This is a genomic window from Pseudogulbenkiania sp. FW507-F1, assembly GCF_058781125.1.
Genome location: NZ_JBYSWM010000038.1, coordinates 15,438 through 33,483 on the forward strand (window position 1 = coordinate 15,438; position 18,046 = coordinate 33,483).

Annotated in this window: 14 protein-coding genes; 7 read left to right on the forward strand and 7 right to left on the reverse strand. The window is 67.5% G+C overall.

Features of this window, described 5'->3' with window-relative positions:
- The first annotated feature begins 286 nt into the window (after nt 1-286).
- From pyrB to AC3WG5_RS17670, 3 genes are all read left to right on the forward strand, one after another.
- The gene (gene pyrB, locus AC3WG5_RS17660; RefSeq protein WP_008955431.1) at nt 287-1,207 is read left to right on the forward strand and encodes an aspartate carbamoyltransferase; all 921 of its coding nucleotides are present in this window, start codon (nt 287-289) and stop codon (nt 1,205-1,207) included.
- 26 nt (nt 1,208-1,233) lie between these two features.
- Nucleotides 1,234-1,692 carry an aspartate carbamoyltransferase regulatory subunit gene (gene pyrI, locus AC3WG5_RS17665; RefSeq protein ID WP_008955432.1) on the forward strand — a complete coding sequence of 153 codons (459 nt, stop codon included), beginning with the start codon at nt 1,234-1,236 and terminating at the stop codon, nt 1,690-1,692.
- 339 nt (nt 1,693-2,031) lie between these two features.
- Complete coding sequence (locus tag AC3WG5_RS17670) at nt 2,032-3,039, forward strand: sodium:calcium antiporter (RefSeq protein WP_294867978.1); 1,008 nt, start codon at nt 2,032-2,034, stop codon at nt 3,037-3,039.
- Between the two features lie 65 nt (nt 3,040-3,104).
- Here the strand turns inward: AC3WG5_RS17670 and AC3WG5_RS17675 are convergent, their stop codons facing one another.
- Nucleotides 3,105-3,617: a GNAT family N-acetyltransferase gene (locus tag AC3WG5_RS17675; RefSeq protein ID WP_492569929.1), complete on the reverse strand. Its 513-nt coding sequence runs from the start codon at nt 3,615-3,617 to the stop codon at nt 3,105-3,107.
- A gap of 173 nt (nt 3,618-3,790) precedes the next feature.
- Between AC3WG5_RS17675 and AC3WG5_RS17680 the strand changes: the two genes are divergently transcribed.
- Nucleotides 3,791-4,030 carry a hypothetical protein gene (locus AC3WG5_RS17680; RefSeq protein ID WP_008955435.1) on the forward strand — a complete coding sequence of 80 codons (240 nt, stop codon included), beginning with the start codon at nt 3,791-3,793 and terminating at the stop codon, nt 4,028-4,030.
- Between the two features lie 304 nt (nt 4,031-4,334).
- Here AC3WG5_RS17680 and AC3WG5_RS17685 read toward each other — a convergent pair whose 3' ends face one another.
- The gene (locus AC3WG5_RS17685; RefSeq protein ID WP_492569931.1) at nt 4,335-7,817 is read right to left on the reverse strand and encodes an indolepyruvate ferredoxin oxidoreductase family protein; all 3,483 of its coding nucleotides are present in this window, start codon (nt 7,815-7,817) and stop codon (nt 4,335-4,337) included.
- A 332-nt stretch (nt 7,818-8,149) separates the two neighbouring features.
- Between AC3WG5_RS17685 and rarD the strand changes: the two genes are divergently transcribed.
- A complete protein-coding gene (gene rarD, locus AC3WG5_RS17690) occupies nt 8,150-9,055 on the forward strand; it encodes an EamA family transporter RarD (protein ID WP_008955441.1) in 906 nt (301 codons plus the stop codon).
- A 261-nt stretch (nt 9,056-9,316) separates the two neighbouring features.
- On the opposite strand, the gene AC3WG5_RS17695 is transcribed toward rarD, so the two are convergent.
- Nucleotides 9,317-10,108 carry an inositol monophosphatase family protein gene (locus tag AC3WG5_RS17695; protein WP_008955442.1) on the reverse strand — a complete coding sequence of 264 codons (792 nt, stop codon included), beginning with the start codon at nt 10,106-10,108 and terminating at the stop codon, nt 9,317-9,319.
- A gap of 320 nt (nt 10,109-10,428) precedes the next feature.
- Between AC3WG5_RS17695 and AC3WG5_RS17700 the strand changes: the two genes are divergently transcribed.
- The gene (locus tag AC3WG5_RS17700; RefSeq protein WP_492569933.1) at nt 10,429-11,157 is read left to right on the forward strand and encodes a 16S rRNA (uracil(1498)-N(3))-methyltransferase; all 729 of its coding nucleotides are present in this window, start codon (nt 10,429-10,431) and stop codon (nt 11,155-11,157) included.
- A 95-nt stretch (nt 11,158-11,252) separates the two neighbouring features.
- Nucleotides 11,253-13,601, forward strand: a complete 2,349-nt coding sequence (locus AC3WG5_RS17705) for a sensor domain-containing diguanylate cyclase (protein ID WP_492569934.1) — start codon at nt 11,253-11,255, stop codon at nt 13,599-13,601.
- Nucleotides 13,602-13,659: 58 nt separating this feature from the next.
- Here the strand turns inward: AC3WG5_RS17705 and AC3WG5_RS17710 are convergent, their stop codons facing one another.
- The 4 genes from AC3WG5_RS17710 to AC3WG5_RS17725 all read right to left on the reverse strand — a co-directional run bounded on the left by AC3WG5_RS17710 (nt 13,660) and on the right by AC3WG5_RS17725 (nt 17,647).
- Complete coding sequence (locus AC3WG5_RS17710) at nt 13,660-14,598, reverse strand: hypothetical protein (protein ID WP_482583716.1); 939 nt, start codon at nt 14,596-14,598, stop codon at nt 13,660-13,662.
- Nucleotides 14,595-15,932 (reverse strand): glycosyltransferase family 2 protein, encoded by a 1,338-nt coding sequence (locus AC3WG5_RS17715; protein WP_482583715.1) that lies wholly within the window; start codon nt 15,930-15,932, stop codon nt 14,595-14,597. The genes AC3WG5_RS17710 and AC3WG5_RS17715 overlap by 4 nt, the downstream gene beginning before the upstream one ends.
- Before the next feature lie 233 nt (nt 15,933-16,165).
- Nucleotides 16,166-16,717 carry a hypothetical protein gene (locus AC3WG5_RS17720; protein ID WP_492569936.1) on the reverse strand — a complete coding sequence of 184 codons (552 nt, stop codon included), beginning with the start codon at nt 16,715-16,717 and terminating at the stop codon, nt 16,166-16,168.
- A 75-nt stretch (nt 16,718-16,792) separates the two neighbouring features.
- A complete protein-coding gene (locus AC3WG5_RS17725) occupies nt 16,793-17,647 on the reverse strand; it encodes a D-hexose-6-phosphate mutarotase (RefSeq protein ID WP_492569938.1) in 855 nt (284 codons plus the stop codon).
- Nucleotides 17,648-18,046 lie beyond the last annotated feature (399 nt).

Below are 18,046 nucleotides of genomic sequence, written 5' to 3' on the forward strand. Positions count from 1 at the left end.
CGGCCGGTTTCGGCTTATAATTCGACGGTTTTGTTCGGATCAACCCCATGTGCCGCGTACGCTTTCTGTTCTGCGATGCCGCCACCGCCCGCCAGGGCGGGAAAGACGCGTTGCCGTGCGCCGGGGAACCCGGGCGAGGCGTGTTGTCAAAATCAGCTCCTGAGCCGTCAGGAGCTTTTTTTTATCTGTGAGAGACCCGTTATCGCGTTTCCAGAGCAAAACTGCCCGCCCAGGCGGGCGGCAGGTTTGCTCTGTAAATGGAATCACACCGCGAGGAACCCGCACCATGGCCAATCCCCTGTACCGGAAGCACATCATTTCCATCCCCGATTTCACCCGCGAGGAGCTCGAGCTGGTGGTGGAAACCGCCGGTCGCCTCAAGGCGGCGCCGCGACATGACCTGCTCGCCGGCAAGGTGGTGGCCAGCTGCTTCTTCGAACCCTCCACCCGTACCCGGCTGTCGTTCGAGACCTCGATCCAGCGCCTGGGCGGCACCGTGATCGGCTTCGCCGACGGCGCCAACACCTCGGCCAAGAAAGGCGAGACGCTGGCCGACACCATCCGCATCATCAGCTCCTACACCGACGCGGTGGTGATGCGCCATCCCCAGGAGGGCGCGGCGCGCCTGGCCAGCGAATTCTCGGCGGTGCCGGTGATCAACGGCGGCGACGGCGCCAATCAGCACCCGTCGCAGACCCTGCTCGACCTGTTCACCATCAAGGAATCGCAGGGCCGGCTGGAAAACCTGGCGCTGGCCTTCGTCGGCGACCTCAAGTACGGCCGCACCGTGCACTCGCTGACGCAGGCGCTGTCGCTGTTCAACTGCCACTTCTACTTCGTGGCGCCGGAAGTGCTGGCGATGCCGGATTACATCTGCGAGGAGCTGGACGAGCGCGGCATCTCCTACACCCTGGCCGAGTCGCTGGAAGAGGTGATCCCGCACGTCGACATCCTGTACATGACGCGCATCCAGCGCGAACGCTTCGACGAGGCCGAATTCAAGCAGATCCAGGGCCAGTACATCCTCAAGGCCGAGATGCTGAACCACGCCCGCCCCAACATGAAGGTGATGCATCCGCTGCCGCGCGTCGACGAGATCGAGGTGGCGGTGGACGACACCCCGCACGCCTACTACTTCGAACAGGCGCGTAACGGCGTCTTCGCGCGCCAGGCGCTGCTGGCGCTGGTGCTGAACGAAACCGTGTGAGCCGATCGAGCAAGGAAAGGACGACCATGCAATACACCCGCAACGTAGAAGCCCTGAAAGAGGGCACCGTGATCGACCACATCCCGGCCGGTCAGGGCCTGAAGATCCTGCGCCTGTTCCAGCTGGTGGAAACCGGCGAGCGCGTCACCGTCGGCCTCAACCTGCAAAGCCGCCACATGGGCAGCAAGGACGTGGTCAAGGTCGAGAACATCGCGCTCACCGAGGAGCAGGCCAACGAACTGGCGCTGTTCGCGCCCAAGGCCACGGTGAACGTGATTTCCAACTTCGAGGTGGTGAAAAAGCACAAGCTGGAGCTGCCGGAAGAGATCGAAGGCGTGTTCGCCTGCCCGAACTCCAATTGCATTTCGCATAAAGAGCCGGTAAAGAGCTTTTTTTACGTCAGAACAGTGAAGAACGACACGAAAATGAAATGCAAGTATTGCGAAAAAGTCTTCACTAAGGATATCGTAGTCGAAGTGCGCTAAGTCGTACTCAGGAGTGGAGAAACTACAAGTAAGCGCTGCAAAACGACAGTGCAACAAAACCAAACAGGAAAGCGCCGCGGATGACCGCGGCGCTTTTTTTATGACCGCGCCGGTGGCGGCGCCGATCTCGTGCCGCGCCACGTCGGGTGGCGGGCAGCGGCCGCCGTGTGCGCCAAGCGCGTCACGCTCGCGGGACAGGGCAGCGCGACGGCGCCGGGCGACCCGGACAAGCGGCGCCGGCCGGCTGTCCAGCTGCGCCACGCCGGCCTATAACGGGCAGGGAAGGCGCTGCGAAGCGGGGCGGGGGCCACGTGCAGCAGAAAAAGGGGAGCGCGGACGATGGTGTCGGAACTGGCCGGCCTGGGCCTGATGCTGCTGGTGATCCTGGTGGCGGCGGAGGTGTTCACCAACGCGCTGGAGCATCTGGGCGAGAAGCTGAGGATTTCCGAGGGGGTGACGGGGTCGCTGTTCGCCGCGGTGGGCACCGCCATGCCGGAGACGCTGGTGCCGCTACTGGCCATTTTCGGCGGAACCGCCAGCGGCGACGTCATGGTCAGCGAGGAGATCGGCGTCGGCGCCATTCTCGGCGCGCCGCTGATGCTGTCGACGCTGTCGACCTGCCTGATGACGCTGTTCGCCTGGCAGAAACGGGGCGCGCAGGGCGCGCTGCGGCCGGAAAAGAGCGGCCTCAAGCGCGACCTCGATACCTTCCTCGGCGCCTTTTCCCTGGCGGCGCTGGCGATGTTCGTGCCGCACGAGCAACCCTTCGTGCGCGCCGCCATCAGCGCCGTGCTGGTGCTGCTGTATTTCCTCTATATCCTGCGCACGCTGAAGGCCTCGGCGGCGCTGGTCGGCGAGGGGCACGCCACCCAGGCGGGCGATATGATGTTCCTGGCGCGTGCCGGTCTGCCGACCAACTGGCTGACCATCCTGCTGCAGCTGGGGCTGGGGCTGGGCTTGCTGGTGTACGGTGCCGACGGCTTCATCCAGCATGTCGACCGCGCCTCGCACCGGCTGGGTATCTCGGCGCTGCTGCTGGCGCTGATGGTGGTGCCGATCGCCACCGAGCTGCCGGAAAAGATCAATTCCATCCTGTGGATCCGCAAGCGCAAGGACACCCTGGCGTTCGGCAACATCACCGGCGCCATGGTGTTCCAGGGCACGCTGCTGCCGGCCATCGGCATCGCGCTGACGCCGTGGGCGCCGCAGAAGGAAGTCTTCGCCGGCATCGCCATCACCCTGCTGGCGGCGGGCTGGCTGCGCTACCTGGCCGGTCGCATCCGGGTGTGGCACCTGCTGTTCAACGGCGTGCTGTATGCGGTCTACCTCGCCATCGGGCTGAGCTGAAGGGCGGCGAGGCCGACGGAAAACCGGCCGGGCGTCCGGTTTTCCGTCGCAAGCGGGGAGGGCGTTCAGTCGCGCGGGCTGTCCGGGGCGTCGAGGTAGCGCTGCAGGAACACCAGGTCGAGCCAGCGGCCGAACTTGTAGCCGACCTGCGGCATGTGGCCGACCTGGGTGAAGCCGAGGCGCTCGTGGAAACGCACCGAGCCCTCGTTGGCGGCGTCCACCCCGCCCACCATGACGTGCTTGCCCAGGGCCAGGGCGCGCGGAAACAGCGCCAGCAGTAGGTGCTCGCCGATGCCGCGGCCGCGGTGGTCGCGGTGGATGTGCACGCTGTGCTCCACGGTGTAGCGGAAGCCGGGAAAGGCGCGAAAATCGCCGAAGCTGGCGAAACCGACCACTTCGTCGCCGTATTCCGCCACCAGCACCGGGTAGCCCTGCGCCCGCCGTCCCTCGAACCAGGCCTGGCGCTCTTCCAGCGTGCTGGGGAGGTCGCAGTACACCGCGGTCGAGGTGGCGATGACGTCGTTGTAGATGGCGAGAATCGGCGGCAGATCGGCGAGGCGCGCGTCACGGATGTGCATGCTGGAGGTCTCCTCTGGGCGGGCGGCAGTGCTCTCTCGAGCCGTGCCGTTCTGGTGCGGAGTCGATGCTTGAGGATTCATGCTAGGTGTTGGTTCCACGGCTGTCAAAAGGAGCCGGAAACTGGCACGAGGATTGCATTGTATCCAGCCGGATCGAGATTCCCGGAGTCAACATGTTCAAGTTCAAGTCGAAAGCCAAGCCGGAGGCCGTGGCCGGTATCACCAGCGAACTGGTGATGTTCAACTATTGCCGACCGGCGCGGGCGCGCCGGGTGGCGCTGGGCAGCGGCGGACGCGTCTGGCTGGTGGAGACGCTGGACCGGGTGCACGGGGTCTGGGTGTGGGAGGACGAGTGCAGCCAGGGCGACCAGGCGCTGGAGCAGGCGCGCCGGCTGAGCCTGATGCTGTCCTGAGGTGCCGCGCTGGTGCGCGTGTGTCCCGCCCGGGACGAAAAAAAGGCGCGGAACCGGTCCGCGCCCAACACTCCTCGAAATACTCTTTTGTGCTTTGCTCGGCACCTATTTCAGTGGTGCGAGCGAGCCAAAGCAGGTTGAGTGCCGCCAGCGCACTGGAACCGGAATGTACATGGAGTACATGAGGATTCCTGATCGCTGAGCGAATTACTGCGTGCCAATCTCTGATTTGCTCAGCGATGGATTCGCACGCAGTACTGCCGGCGCATCAAGATGCGCAGGCACAGCCGCCCAATGGAGCCGGTTAGGCCGCCACCACGCCCTTGACGACCTTCCCCTTGCCGGCGAAGGCAGCCAGCAGTTCCTGCTGCTTCTGCTGCGCGAAGGCGTAGCTGCGGTCCTTGATCGGGCCGAAGCCGCGGATGCCTTCGGCCAACTTGGCCAGCTCCACCGCGCTGGCGAGGTTGTCGGCCTTGAGCCCCTGGAGCAGGGTGTCGACCAGGGTTTCGAACTCGCCGATCAGGCGGCGTTCGAGTTTCCGGTCGGCTTGCCAGCCGAAGACGTCGAGCGGGGTGCCGCGCAGGAAGCGCAGCTTGGCCAGCACCTTCATCGCCGGCAGCATCCACGGCCCGACGCTGATCTTCTTGGCCTTGCCGCCGGTCATCCAACTGGCGCCGAGCTGGAAGTGCAGCGTGTAGTCGCCCTCGAAGGTGCCGTCCAGCGCACGCAGGAACTCGCCGTCGCTGTAGAGCCGCGCCACCTCGTACTCGTCCTTGTAGGCCAGCACGTGGTAGTAGCTCTTGGCCACCGCCAGCGTCAGCGCCTGGCTGCCCGGCTTGACGCCGTCCTCGGCCGCCTTCACGCGTTGCACCAGCGCCTTGTAGCGTTCGGCCAGGCCGGCGTTCTGGTAGGCGGTGAGCAGCTGGGCGCGGTGGTGCAGCACGGCGTCCGGTGTTTCACGTGGAACGAACTGCACCACGGCGTTGGGGGTGACCAGCGCCTCGACGCGCGCCGGGTCGTGCGCGGCGTGGCGGCCCCAGAAGAAGGCCTGCTGGTTGAAGGTCACCGCGGCGCCGTTGAGGCGGATCGCTTCCATGATCGCTTCCTCGCTCACCGGCACCAGCCCCTTCTGCCAGGCGTAGCCCAGCATGAACATGTTGCTGGCGATGGCGTCGCCGAGCAGGGAGGTGGCGAGCCGGGTGGCGTTGACCTCGGAGTAGTGGCCGGCGCCGACCGACTCGATGATGGCGTCCTTCATGCTGCGCGCCGGGAAGCGCTGGTCCGGATTCTTCAGGAAGGCGCTGGTCGGCGACTCGAAGCTGTTGATGATGGCGTGGCTGAAGCCCTCGCGCATCTTGGCCAGCGCCTCCTCGGCGGCGGTCACCACCAGGTCGCAGCCGAGGATCAGGTTGGCGTCGCCGGCGGCGATGCGCACCGCGTGCAGCTGCTCCTTGTTGTCGGCGATGCGCACGTGCGACCACACCGAGCCGCCTTTCTGCGCCAGGCCGGCCATGTCGAGCACGGTGACGCCCTTGCCGTCGAGGTAGGCCGCCATGCCCAGCACCTGGCCGATGGTGACCACGCCGGTGCCGCCGACGCCGGTGACCATGATGCCGTAGGGGTGGTGCGCCGACGGCACCAGCGGCGCGGGCAGCGGCGGCAGGCTCGAGAGGTTGGCCGAAGCCGCCGCCGGCTTGTGCAGCTTGCCGCCTTCGACGGTGACGAAGCTCGGGCAGAAGCCTTCCAGGCAGGAGTAGTCCTTGTTGCAGCTCGACTGGTCGATCTTGCGCTTGCGTCCCAGCGGCGTTTCCACCGGCATCACCGACAGGCAGCCCGACTTGACGCTGCAGTCGCCGCAGCCTTCGCACACGCGTTCGTTGATGAACACGCGCTTGGCCGGGTCGGGGTAGTCGCCGCGCTTGCGGCGGCGGCGTTTCTCGGCGGCGCAGGTCTGGTCGTGGATCAGGATGGTGGTGCCTTCGGTCTCGCGCAGTTCCTTTTGCAGACGGTCGAGCTCGCGGCGGTGGAACACCTCGACGCCTTCGGCCAACCCTTTCACGTTCTGGTACTTCTCCGGCTCGTCGCTGGTGATGACGATGCGCTTGACGCCCTCGGCAGCGAGCTGGCGCGTGATCATCGGCACGTTGAGCGGGCCGTCGACGTGCTGGCCGCCGGTCATCGCCACGGCGTCGTTGTAGAGGATCTTGTAGGTGATGTTGACCTTGCCGGCGATGGCGGCGCGGATCGCCAAGAGCCCGGAGTGGAAGTAGGTGCCGTCGCCCAGGTTGGCGAACACGTGGCGGGTGTTGGTGAACGGCGCCTGGCCGAGCCAGGCCACGCCTTCGCCGCCCATCTGGCTGAAGGTCTTGGTGTGCGGCTCGATCCAGGTGGCCATGTAGTGGCAGCCGATGCCGGCCAGCGCGCGGCTGCCGTCGGGCACCTTGGTGCTGGTGTTGTGCGGACAGCCGGAGCAGTAGTGCGGCACGCGTGCGATCGCTTCGCGCGGCTGCACCAGCTGCGCTTCCTTGTCGTCGTAGAACTTGAGGCGGTCGTGGATCACCGGGCTGTCGAAGATCAGCGCCAGGCGGCTGGCGATGGCGCGCGCGATCATGGCCGGGGTCAGCTCGCCCGCCGCCGGCAGCAGCCAGTCGCCGTGCGGCAGCGCCCATTCGCCCTTCTCGGCGAACTTGCCGACCACGCGCGGACGCACGTCGTCACGCCAGTTGTACAGCTGCTCTTTCAATTGGTATTCGATGATCTGGCGCTTCTCTTCCACCACCAGGATCTCGTCCAGCCCTTCGGCGAAGTGGCGCACGCCTTCCGGCTCGAGCGGCCAGGTCATGCCGACCTTGAAGATCCTGAGGCCGATCTCGGCCGCCAGCGCCTCGTCGATGCCGAGGTCGTCGAGCGCCTGCATCACGTCGAGGTAGCTCTTGCCGGTGGTGATGATGCCGAGGCGCGGCTGCGGCGAATCGAGCACGATCCTGTTGAGGTGGTTGGCGCGGGCGTAGGCCAGCGCGGCGTACAGGCGGTGGTGCAGCACGCGCTTTTCCTGCGCCAGCGGGGTGTCGGGCCAGCGGATGTTGAGGCCGTCCGGCGGCAGCGGGAAGTCGTCCGGGATCACCACGTTGATGCGCTCGGGCGAGACGTCGACGATGGCGGCGCTCTCCACGGTGTCGGTGATGGCCTTGATCGACACCCAGCAGCCGGAGTAGCGGCTCATCGCCCAGCCGTGCAGGCCGAAGTCGAGCACTTCCTGCACCCCGGACGGGTTGAGCACCGGGATCATGCTGGCGGCGAGGATGTGGTCGGACTGGTGCGGGAAGGTGGAGGACTTGGCGGCATGGTCGTCGCCCGCCACCAGCAGCACCCCGCCGAACTGGCTGGTGCCGGCCACGTTGCCGTGCTTGATGACGTCGCCGGAGCGGTCCACCCCCGGGCCCTTGCCGTACCACATGGCGTACACGCCGTCGTACTTGGCGCCGTCAAACAGGTTGACCTGCTGCGTGCCCCACACCGCGGTGGCGGCGAGGTCTTCGTTGATGCCCGGGTGGAACACCACGTTGTGCTGCTTGAGGTACGGCTCGGCCTTCTGCATCGACAGGTCGACGTTGCCGAGCGGCGAGCCGCGGTAGCCGGTGACGTAGCCGGCGGTGTTCAGTCCGGCGGCGCGGTCGCGCTCCTGTTGCATCATCGGCAGGCGCACCAGCGCCTGGATGCCGGTCATGAATACCTGCCCGGTGGGCGCGGTGTACTTTTCTTCCAGATCGACATGGCGGATCGACATGTGGGTTCTCCTCCTGTGCTCGCTTGTGGCGTCAGCGGCAACCCGCCTTGTGGGCAGGCCTTCTCCTCTTACTGTTTTAGTTCAAGGATGCCGCGCGGTAGTTTCAGCGGACTATAGGTAACGTTAACGTAAACGTCAAAGAGATTGACGGATCGGCATGACCCGCGTTGCGTCTGTGCCAGTGCAGCAAGTGCTAACGCAGGTGACGATTGTTCGGCCACTTGAACAGTCTTGTCTGCCAGAGCCGATTGAAGGCAGAGCTGGGGGGCGTTAGGCTACAGGGATAAAAACGGCGTGTTGCGCCGATGACCCTCCCACATCGAGATTTTCCCATGTCTTCATCCCATGAAACCGGGCGCGGCGTGCTGTTCGTGTTCGGTGCCTTCCTCATCTGGGGGCTGTTCCCGCTCTACTGGAAGCCGCTGCACGACGTGCCGGCGCTGCAGATCCTGTGCCACCGCATCGCCTGGTCGGCGCTGTTCGTGGCGCTGCTGCTGCTGGTGCAGCGCCAGTGGGGCTGGCTGGTTCCGTTCGTGCGCGAGCCGAAAAGGCTCGGCATCTTCGCCTTGTCCTCGGCGCTGTTGTCGACCAACTGGCTGATCTACATCTGGGCGGTGAACGCCGACCGCGTGCTGGACGCCAGCCTGGGCTACTTCATCAACCCGCTCATCAACGTGCTGCTGGGGCGCTTGTTCCTCAGCGAGCGGCTGGTGCCGGTGCAAAAGGCGGCGGTGGGGCTGGCGGCGCTCGGCGTGCTGTGGCTGACCATCCTGGCCGGCACGCCGCCGTGGGTGGCGCTGGGCCTGGGGCTGTCGTTCGGCTGCTACGGGCTGTTGCGCAAGCAAGCGCCGCTGGCCTCGCTGCCTGGACTGGCGCTGGAAACCTTCCTGATGCTGCCCTTGGCGCTGGGCGCGCTGCTGTGGTTCGAATGGCAGGGGCAGGGATCGTTCGGCCACGTCGACGGCCTGCACGACGCGATGCTGGCCGGGGCCGGGGTGGTGACGGCGATTCCGCTGCTGTTGTTCGCCGCCGGCGCGCGCCGCCTCAAGCTGGCCACGGTGGGGGTGATCCAGTACACCAGTCCGATCATGCAGCTGTTGCTCGGCGCCTGGCTGTTCCACGAGCCGTTCGGCGCCGGCCGGCTGGTCGGCTTCGGCTTCATCTGGGCCGGGCTGGCGCTGTATTCCGGCGCCGGGCTGCTGGACTACCTGCGCACCCGTAGCGTGAAGCCGGCCTGATCGGGGTTCATGGCGCAAAAAAGGTTGGCTTCGGCCAACCTTTTTTGTTTCCTGGGGGAGATGGGGCTGAGCCTGCCCAAGTGGGCGAGCGAGTCAAGGCAGGTTGAGTGCCGCCAGCGCACAGGAACCGCAATGTCCACACAGCACATGAGGATTCCTGATCGCTGAGCGAATGACTGCGTGCCAATCTCTGATTTGCTCAGCGATGGATTCGCACGCAGCACCGCCGGCGCTCAAGATGCCAAGGCGCCGCCGCCTACTTTACTGGTTGGCGCGCACCCAGCGCAGCCACTGCGTGAACAGTTCCGGGTCGAGCGCGGCGATGGCGGAGCGGCTCCACGGCTGGTCCGCCCAGTAGTCGTCGGTGTTGAGCGTGGCGGCCTGGCCGCCGGCTTCTTCCAGGATCACCACGCCGGCGGCGTAATCCCACAGGCGCTGGCCGCCGTGCAGGTAGAGGTCGTAGCGGCCGGCGGCGAGGAAGCACCAGTCCAGCGTCGAGGCGCCCATATTGCGCTGGCTGCCGCACGGCGCCAGGCTGTTGAGGCGCGCTGCCAGCTTGCCCGAGCGCAGGTACTTCACCTCGACCCCGGCGATGGCGTCGCCCATGCAATTGGGCACCTTCTTCAGCGGCAGCGGGATGCCGTTCATGTGGGCGCCCTGGCCACGGCGGGCGTAGAACATCTCGTCGGACACCGGGTTGTAGATCACGCCCAGCTCGCTCTTGCCGTCGATCATCAGCGCCACCGAGATGGCGAAATACGGCAGGCCGTTGATGAAGTTGGTGGTGCCGTCGATCGGGTCGACCACCCACAGGCCGTCGCGGTGGGCCTGCCACAGCGCCTCCTGCTGGGCGCGGTCCATCTCCTCGCCCAGCACCGGATGCGGCAGGATGGTCGGCAGCAGCCGCACGAGCGCCTGCTGGCAGGCGAGATCGGCCTCGGTAAACAGCGTGCCGTCGACCTTGCGGCTGGAGCCCACGCGCAGGAAACGCGGCATCACTTCGGTCTGGGCGACTTCGCGCAGGGCCCGTATTACCTGGTCGACCACCTGCATCCGTTTCTCCTTAACGATGAGCTGAGAGCTTGTGAATAAATCTACTGCGCGTCCCTGATCGGGGCTCATGCGCGGCTCTGCGCGGGCGAATCGCTCGTGGAGGTTCGCTCAGCCACGATCCTCATGTACTTTATGTACAGTCCGGTTCCTGCGCTGCTCTTTAACCCCGCCGAGGGTCGCCCGCGACGATTGCTTTCGCACGCTACGCGTCGGTGCTGTGGCCGAGTGAGCCGGGGCAGGGCCGGCGACGGCAAGAGGAGTATTGTTGCAACCGCAGCAAACAAAGCAAAATACCGGTATCGCCAAGGACTTTCAAGACAATGCCACGCTTTTTTCTCGACGGGGAACTTGCCCCCGGCATGACCCTCGCGCTGCCCGACAGCGTGCTGCGCCACGTTCAGGTGCTGCGCCTCAATCCCGGTGACGCCATCACGCTGTTCAACGGCCGCGGCGGGGAATACCCCGCCACCCTGAGCCGGGTGCTGAAGCGCGACGCCGAGTGCGTGCTGGGCGAGTTCGCCGACGTCGCGCGCGAGTCGCCGGTGTGGCTCGGGCTGGCACAGGCCATCTCCGGCGGCGACAAGATGGAATTCACACTGCAGAAGGGCGTGGAGATGGGGGTCAGCGTGTTCCAGCCGCTGACCGCCGAGCGCTCGGTGGTGCGGCTCTCGGGCGAGCGCGCCGACAAGCGCGTGGTGCGCTGGCAGGAGATCGTCATCGCCGCCTGCGAACAGTGCGGCCGCAACAGCGTGCCCGAGGTGCGGCCGATCCTGACGCTGGCGGAATGGCTGCGCGAGCTGCCCGAGGCCGACGCCCGGCTGGTGCTGTCGCCGCTCGGCACGCAACGGCTGGCCGACATCGCCGCCGCCCCGGCCTCGGCCTGGCTGATGGCGGGCCCCGAGGGTGGGTTGTCGGCGCGCGAGGAAGGCGCGGCGATCGAGGCCGGCTGGACCCCGCTCAAGCTCGGCCCGCGCATCCTGCGCACCGAGACCGCGGCGCTGGCGGCGGTGGCGGCGATCCAGACGGTGTGGGGCGACTACCGCGGCTGAGGCCGGACGGCCCCGTTTCCGGACAAAAATCGGTCCCATCCCGCACCGCTGGCGATTAAGATGAAGAGTATGCCAGTGGCCGGGGGGGCCATGACGTGCCGAAGCAGACTGTGCCAACGCCAGGGCGACCGTTGTTCCGCGCGCTGCCCTGGCTGATTCTCATCGTCGGTGTTGCGCTCACCGCTTTGCAGGCGCAGCACATGCGCACGCGCGAGGCGGCGCTGGCGCGGGCCAAGTTCGAGATTCGCGTCACCGAGCTGGTCAGTGGCTTCGAGCACCGCATGATGGTGCAGGCGCAGATCCTGCGCGGCGTGGCCGGGCTGTTTGCCGCCAGCGCCGAGGTCGAGCGCGACGAGTTCCGGCGCTACGTCCAGGGGCTCGAGCTGCCGCGCTACTACCCCGGCATCACCGGCATCGGCTACGTCGCCATCGTGCCGGCGCGCGACAAGGCGCGCCACGTCGCCGCGATGCGCGCCCAGGGTTTTGCCGACTACGATATCCGCCCGCCCGGGCCGCGCGACCCCTACACCGCGGTGATCTACGTCGAGCCCTTCGACTGGCGCAACCGGCGCGCGCTGGGGTTCGACATGTCGCTGGAGCCGACGCGCTTCGCCGTCGCCCGCCGCGCCGCCGACGAGGGGCGGGCGCTGATGACCGGCAAGCTCACCCTGTTGCAGGAAACCCGGCAGGATGCCCAGCCCGGCGTGCTGCTGTTCCAGCCGGTGTACCGCGCCGGGGCGCCGCTGGCCAGCGTGGCCGAGCGGCGCGCGGCGCTGCTCGGCTGGGCCTACTCGCCGCTGCGCGTGAGGCAGCTGCTGGAACGCTACCTGCAAAGCGAATACCCGCAGCTGTCGTCGCAAATCGCGCTGCAGGTGTACGCCGGCGACACGCTGCAGCCCGCCGCGCAGATGTACCAGCTGCACCCCGGCGCCGCGGCGCAGGGCGAGGCGGTGGTGCGGCGCGCCAGCCTGCATGGCAGCACCTGGACCTTCCGCGTCGAGCCCCTGGCGGGCTACTGGGGCGGCGAGGCGTTCGACGGCAACGCCCGCATCGTGCTGGCGAGCGGCATCGTGCTGACCCTGCTGCTGGTGGCCGCCAGCCAGCTGCTCGGCCGCAGCCACCAGCGGCTGGCCGCCGCGCTGCGCGAAGCCTCGCTCGCCAACCGCCATCTGGCCGAGCAGCAGTCGCTGCTGCGCGCCATCTACGACAGTTCCAGCGTCGCCCTGTTCCTGATGAAGCCCGACGGCAAGATCGCCCACGCCAACCAGCGCATGGCGGCGATGTTCCATACCCTGCTGCCGGAGCTGATTGGCCGCGATTACGATACCTTGCTGCCGCCCGCCGAGCAGGACGGCGCGCGCGACTGGCAGGCTCGGGTGAGCGCGCAGCAGGGTACCCCGGCCAGCATCGAGCGCTGCTACCGGCGCTTCGACGGCGGCGAGTTCTGGGGCGTGACCACCGGCTGCGCCCTGCACGATGCCGGGGGCAAGGTGCTCGGCATCGTCGGCGTCATCGAGGACGTCACCGAGCGGCACAAGAACGAGGCGGGCATGCGCCTGGCCAGCACCGTGTTCATGGCGAGCCCGACCGGCATCATGGTGACCGACGCCGAGGAGCGCATCGTCTCGGTGAACCCGGCGTTTACCCTCATCACCGGCTACAGCGCCGCGGAAATCATCGGCCAGACGCCGAAGATCCTGGCCTCCGGGCAGCACGACGCGGACTTCTATCAGGAGCTGTGGCGCAGCATCGGGCAGGACGGGTTCTGGGAAGGGGAATTGCTGAACCGGCACAAGCAGGGCCACTTGTACCTGGAGATGATCTCGATCAGCCGGGTGGTGGACGGCCAGGGCCGGGTGGTCAATTACGTGGGCATGTTCCAGGACGTCACCGAGCGGCGCCAGGCGGAAGAGCGCATCCGTCACCTGGCGCATCACGACTACCTCACCGGGCTGCCCAACCGCGCCCACCTGCTGGAGCGCGCCAGCCAGGCGCTGGCGTTGGCGCGGCGCTACCAGCGCCGGCTCGCCATCCTGTTCCTCGACCTCGACCGCTTCAAGCCGATCAACGACCGCTACGGCCACGACGTCGGCGACGTGGTGCTGCGCACAGTGGCCGATCGCCTGCTGGCGCTGGTGCGCGAGTCGGACACGGTGTGCCGCCTGGGCGGCGACGAGTTCGTCATCCTGCTGGCGGAATACCATGACTTCGCCAGCGTCGAGCAGCTGGCGCACACCCTGCGCACGGCGATCGAACAACCTTGCGAGGTGGGCGCGCTGCGGCTCGCGGTCTCCGCCAGTATCGGCATCGCCACCTACCCGGAGCATGGCGACAGCGTCGGGGCCCTGATCCAGCGCGCCGACGCCGCGATGTACCGCGCCAAGACCGGCGCGGCGCCGCCGATCTGCGTCGCCGGCGAGCCGCTGGACTCCGCCGACGCCTGAGCGCATGGCCGGTGCCGCGCTCAGGCCGGCAGCGCGCTTCGGCCAACCTCGCAGCGGCTCAGAAGCGCGCGATCCATTCCCCCTGCAGGTAACGGTAGCGGTAATCCGGGCCGTTGAACGAGGCGCTCTGGCTGTAGCCGCCGCGCAGCCGCAGCGACTGCTGGGCGCGCAACGGGCTTTGCAGGCCGAGTTCGAGCAGGCGGGTGTTGCTGCGCGGGTCGTCGTTGACCTGCTGGCGGCCGAGCCCGGCCGTGAGCGTGCCGGTCCAGCCCTGCAGGCGTTTGCGCCAGCCCACGGCGAGCATCGACTCGTCGTAGTTCTTGGGGTTGAAGTAGGCGCCGTCGACGTCGTCGCTGCTGCTGTGGTAGGTACGGTAGCGCGCCTGCAGCGTCAGCCCGAGGTCGAGCCAGGGCTGGTAGATCAGCTTGAGGCGGCCGTGGCTGCGCTCGTTGCCGTCGGAGAAGTCCTGGCGCGCCGCCAGGCCCACCAGCGTCAGGTGTTCCCCCAGGCCCTGGTCCAGGCTGGCACCCCAGTAGTTGAAGTGCACGCCGCGGTCGAGCGAGTTCTGGGTTTCCACCCAGTCGCGGTTGACGAACAGCTCCAGCCCGGTGCGCTGCGCCAGGGCCCGACGGTAGCTGCCGTCCAGCGTCACCAGGTCGTGGCCGCCCTGGCGGAACAGGCCGGTGTCGATCTGCCAGCCGTTGGCGGTGGCCGGGTCGATCTGGCGGTGCAGCAGGGCGATTTGCTGGCCGTCGCGCTGCCAGTCGTGCTGGCTGTAGTGATGGTCGGTGTAGCGCACCCCGGTGAGGGCGTCGGCGTGCTGGTAGTCGGGCAGGTATTCCAGCGCCAGGCGGCGCGTGGTGAAGCCCTCGTTGTCGCGCGACAGGAAGAACGCCGCGCCGGCGCCCTGGTCGTCGTTGGTGGTCTCGGCGGCCTGGCCGAACGGGCTCGCGGCCAGCAGCAGGGCGAGCAGGGTGGGTTGCAGCAGCTTGTTCATTTGCCCTCCGGCTGTACTTTGACGGGTGCGGTGTCCTTGGTGCCCCAGTGCTTGCGGGCATTGAACAGTTCGGCGAGGTAGCCCAGCAGGCAGGCCGGCTGCAGCAGCAGGCTGTAGCACAGGGTGTAGATCAGGAAACCCCGCGTATTGCGCCGCACCTTGAGGCCGTGCAGGTCGAACATTTTGCGTTCCACCGAGAACATGATGAAGTTCATCAGCAGCGCCACCGGCAGCAGGGCCAGCGTCATCGGGCCGACGATCCAGTAGTGGCCGAACAGCGCCAGCACCAGCCCGGGGATGAAGCCGATGGTGAAGGCCAGGTCGAGCCAGGGGAACAGCAGGTTCCAGTAGATGAAGAAGGTCGGCAGTTGCGGCTTCAGCAGCAGGCTGGGGTGCTGCTTGAAGGCCTCGACCATGCCGCGCGACCAGCGCTTGCGCTGGCGCAGGAACTGGCGCGCCGTGCTCGGGGCGTTGGTGAACAGACAGGCGTCCTCGCTGTGGCCGACGCGGTGGCCGGCCTTGAGGATGGCCCAGGTCAGCACGATGTCCTCGCCGACGTTCTCCGGCCAGCCGCCCACCTCGATCAGCGTGGCGCGGTCGTACAGCGAGAAGGCGCCCTGCGCCACCAGCGTGCCCTGGTACAGCGACTGCACGCGCTTGATGGCGGCGATGCCGTGGAAGTAGTCCCACTCCTGGCAGCGCGTCACCCAGTTCTCGCGCGAATTGCGCACCAGCACCGTGCCCGCCACGGCGCGCGTGTTGGGCGGGTCCTGGCGATAGCGTTCGACGATGGCGCACAGCGCATTGCGGTACAGGTAGGAGTCGGCGTCGACCGTCAGCACCAGCTCGTGGCGCGCCTGGGCCAGCCCCAGGTTGAGCGCGTTGGCCTTGCCGCCGTTCTTTTCCAGGTGCAGCAGGTGCAGCCACGGGTAGCGCGGCAGGCAGCGGCGCACGATGGCGGCGGTGTCGTCCTGCGAGCCGTCGTTGATCACGATCACCTGCAGTTCGCCCGGGTAGTCCTGGCGCTCGATGCTGACCAGCGTCTCCTCGATCGAGGCGGCCTCGTTGTAGGCGGCGATCAGGATGCTCAGCGGCGGGTAGCTCTCCAGCGGCTGGCGGCGCGGGCGTTTGTCGAGCGCCAGGCTGAGTAGCAGGAAGGCGTTCATGAAGCCCGGCACGATGGCGATGCCGCCGATCAGGAACCACGCCAGGTAACGGCCGAGGTGAGTGCTCAGTTCGGCAAACCAGGGTTGTGCCAGCCAGGCGGACAACGCGGTCCAGACGACCGCACCGCTGGTGGCCAGGGCGAATTTGCTGCGTACGGAAAGATACATGGAGGGGATGTTCGACTGGATTGACGACCGGCGGGCACGCCGGCCCGCCACCCGGACCCGCCGCCTGCCGTAGCCGGCGCGAGTCGCTCAGCCGGGCATGGTATGTTATATGAAAAACAACATCTAGTTTAAAATGCGTTTGCGCTAACTGGGCGGCATGAATGGCGCGAAAGGTGTCGTTTTTTTGTTGCCGCGTGAAGAGGCCGCCGCCGGTCGGCAGCGGCCGGGGAGCATCAGGCCAGGCGGTACACCAGCTTGCCTTCGAACAGCAGCTCGCTGTCGGTCAGGCACAGCTGGCCGGCCGGCGGCAGGGCGCGCTCGAACACGAAGTGGCGGCCGTCGATGTCGAGCCAGGCGTTGATCGGCGTGCCGTCGAACTGGCCCAGCACGTCGGGGGAGCGGGTGACGACGGCGTTGTCGGGCAGGCGGATGCCGGCCGGCGGCGTTTCTTCCGGCACCGACCAGTCTTCCTGCAGCTGCGGCTCCGGCAGGTTGCGCAGCGCCAGCTTGAGCCAGAGGCGGAACAGCCACAGCGGCAGGCGCACGCGGTGCACGCGCTTGTCGTCGCTGATGACGCAGGCGACCGGGAAGCGGCGGCGGCATTCCGGGCACTCGGCCTCGGCCGCCAGCACGATCTTGTCGTGCAGCAGGCGGGCGATGCCTTCCATGTCGCGCGCCGTCACCATGCTGTGGCAGTGCGGGCAGGCCTTGGCGAAACGGCTGATGCGGTTGCCGTTGGGAAAGGCCAGGGGCAGGAAGCGGGAAAGTTTCTGGGGCGTCGTCATGGGTCTCGGGGTCCGGCTCGGCCGCCGCGCTGGATGCGGCGGCAGCCGGCCATTATAGCGCGTCGCAGCGTGCTGTCAGGAGATCGGCTGCGCCTGCAGGCGGGTGCGCAGGGTATGGCTTTCGCCCGGCGCCAGGAGGCGCGCGTCGCGGCCGGCGTTGGCGGTCTCGACGCACACGAAGTGGCGGTAGCCGTCGTCCGGCAGGTCGGCCAGGCGGGCCGACTTGGCGATCCACGGGTTCCACACCACGCTGCTGGCGGAGCCCGCGGCGCTGAGGGTGACGGTGCGTCCCCAGGCGGGGTCGTGCAGCGTGAGCGGGCCCTCGGGGTAGACGATGGCGTCGATCTCGCGCTCGAAGCGCAGCGGCTCGCTGCCGAAGCGCGACGGCTGTCCCTGCAACTGGTCGAGGTAGCTGGCGCCGGCGAGGCCGGTGAGGGTGGCGCCGTCGATGTCGCCCAGCGCCAGATAGCTGTGCAGCGCGGCGGAGAGCGGGGCCGGCGCGCCGCCGTGATTGCGGGTGGTCAGCGCCAGCTCGACGGCGTCGTCGAGGCGCAGCTCGAGGCTGGCCTCCAGCGCGCCGTGGCGTGGGCCGGCCAGCCGCACGCTGAAGCCGTCGGCGTCGCGCGACACCTGCTGCAACACCCACGGCTGCTGGCGCGCCACGCCGTGCGCCGGCGCGCCGGCGTCGTCGGGATGGGCGCCGAACCACGGCCAGCACAGCGGAATGCCGCCGCGGATCGCCTTGCCGGGCTGGAACACGGCGGCGGGCGACAGGTACAGCAGCGGCGGCTCGCGGTGGCGGGTGTAGTCGAGCAGCTGGCCGCCCAGCAGCGAGAGCCGGGCGTCGAAGCGGTCGTGGGCGAGGGTGAGCAGGGTGACGCCGGGAGCGAGCTCGCTCAGGCTGGCGCCGTCGGGCAGGGTGAGGGACATGGCGACTCCGGGGAAAAACGGGCGGGTACGATGGTAGCGTAGCGGCGGCGTAGCCGCAGCGCTACATCGCCCGCTTCTCCCCGGGGTGGGCTTAAAACCTGTTTACGATCTGCTGCGCTTCGGCGATACGGCGTTAAAACCGACTTCGGAATGCTCATTTACACCTTGTAAACTCCGCTTCCTCAGCCGTTTTTGCCTCGTCTCGCTCTAGCTCGCGAGATCGTAAACAGGTTCTTAGAACCGGTTCACGCTCTTTTTGCGGTGGCGGCCGAGCACCACCGGCCCCGCGCGGCTCGTAAAAAGAGCGTGTGCCGGTGCTTACTTCAGGCTGCCGGCGAGGAACTGCTGGAGGCGCTCGCTCTTGGGCTGGTTGAGCACCTCGCGCGGGTGCCCTTCCTC

What these genes read in the sequence shown, in the direction of transcription:
- AC3WG5_RS17715 (WP_482583715.1), bottom strand. Translation starts at nt 15,932, where the DNA reads ATGTATCTTTCCGTACGCAGCAAATTCGCCCTGGCCACCAGCGGTGCG.
- AC3WG5_RS17710 (WP_482583716.1), bottom strand. Translation starts at nt 14,598, where the DNA reads ATGAACAAGCTGCTGCAACCCACCCTGCTCGCCCTGCTGCTGGCCGCG.
- AC3WG5_RS17685 (WP_492569931.1), bottom strand. Translation starts at nt 7,817, where the DNA reads ATGTCGATCCGCCATGTCGATCTGGAAGAAAAGTACACCGCGCCCACC.
- AC3WG5_RS17680 (WP_008955435.1), top strand. Translation starts at nt 3,791, where the DNA reads ATGTTCAAGTTCAAGTCGAAAGCCAAGCCGGAGGCCGTGGCCGGTATC.
- AC3WG5_RS17675 (WP_492569929.1), bottom strand. Translation starts at nt 3,617, where the DNA reads ATGCACATCCGTGACGCGCGCCTCGCCGATCTGCCGCCGATTCTCGCC.
- pyrB (WP_008955431.1), top strand. Translation starts at nt 287, where the DNA reads ATGGCCAATCCCCTGTACCGGAAGCACATCATTTCCATCCCCGATTTC.
- pyrI (WP_008955432.1), top strand. Translation starts at nt 1,234, where the DNA reads ATGCAATACACCCGCAACGTAGAAGCCCTGAAAGAGGGCACCGTGATC.
- AC3WG5_RS17720 (WP_492569936.1), bottom strand. Translation starts at nt 16,717, where the DNA reads ATGACGACGCCCCAGAAACTTTCCCGCTTCCTGCCCCTGGCCTTTCCC.
- AC3WG5_RS17725 (WP_492569938.1), bottom strand. Translation starts at nt 17,647, where the DNA reads ATGTCCCTCACCCTGCCCGACGGCGCCAGCCTGAGCGAGCTCGCTCCC.
- AC3WG5_RS17700 (WP_492569933.1), top strand. Translation starts at nt 10,429, where the DNA reads ATGCCACGCTTTTTTCTCGACGGGGAACTTGCCCCCGGCATGACCCTC.
- AC3WG5_RS17695 (WP_008955442.1), bottom strand. Translation starts at nt 10,108, where the DNA reads ATGCAGGTGGTCGACCAGGTAATACGGGCCCTGCGCGAAGTCGCCCAG.
- rarD (WP_008955441.1), top strand. Translation starts at nt 8,150, where the DNA reads ATGTCTTCATCCCATGAAACCGGGCGCGGCGTGCTGTTCGTGTTCGGT.
- AC3WG5_RS17670 (WP_294867978.1), top strand. Translation starts at nt 2,032, where the DNA reads ATGGTGTCGGAACTGGCCGGCCTGGGCCTGATGCTGCTGGTGATCCTG.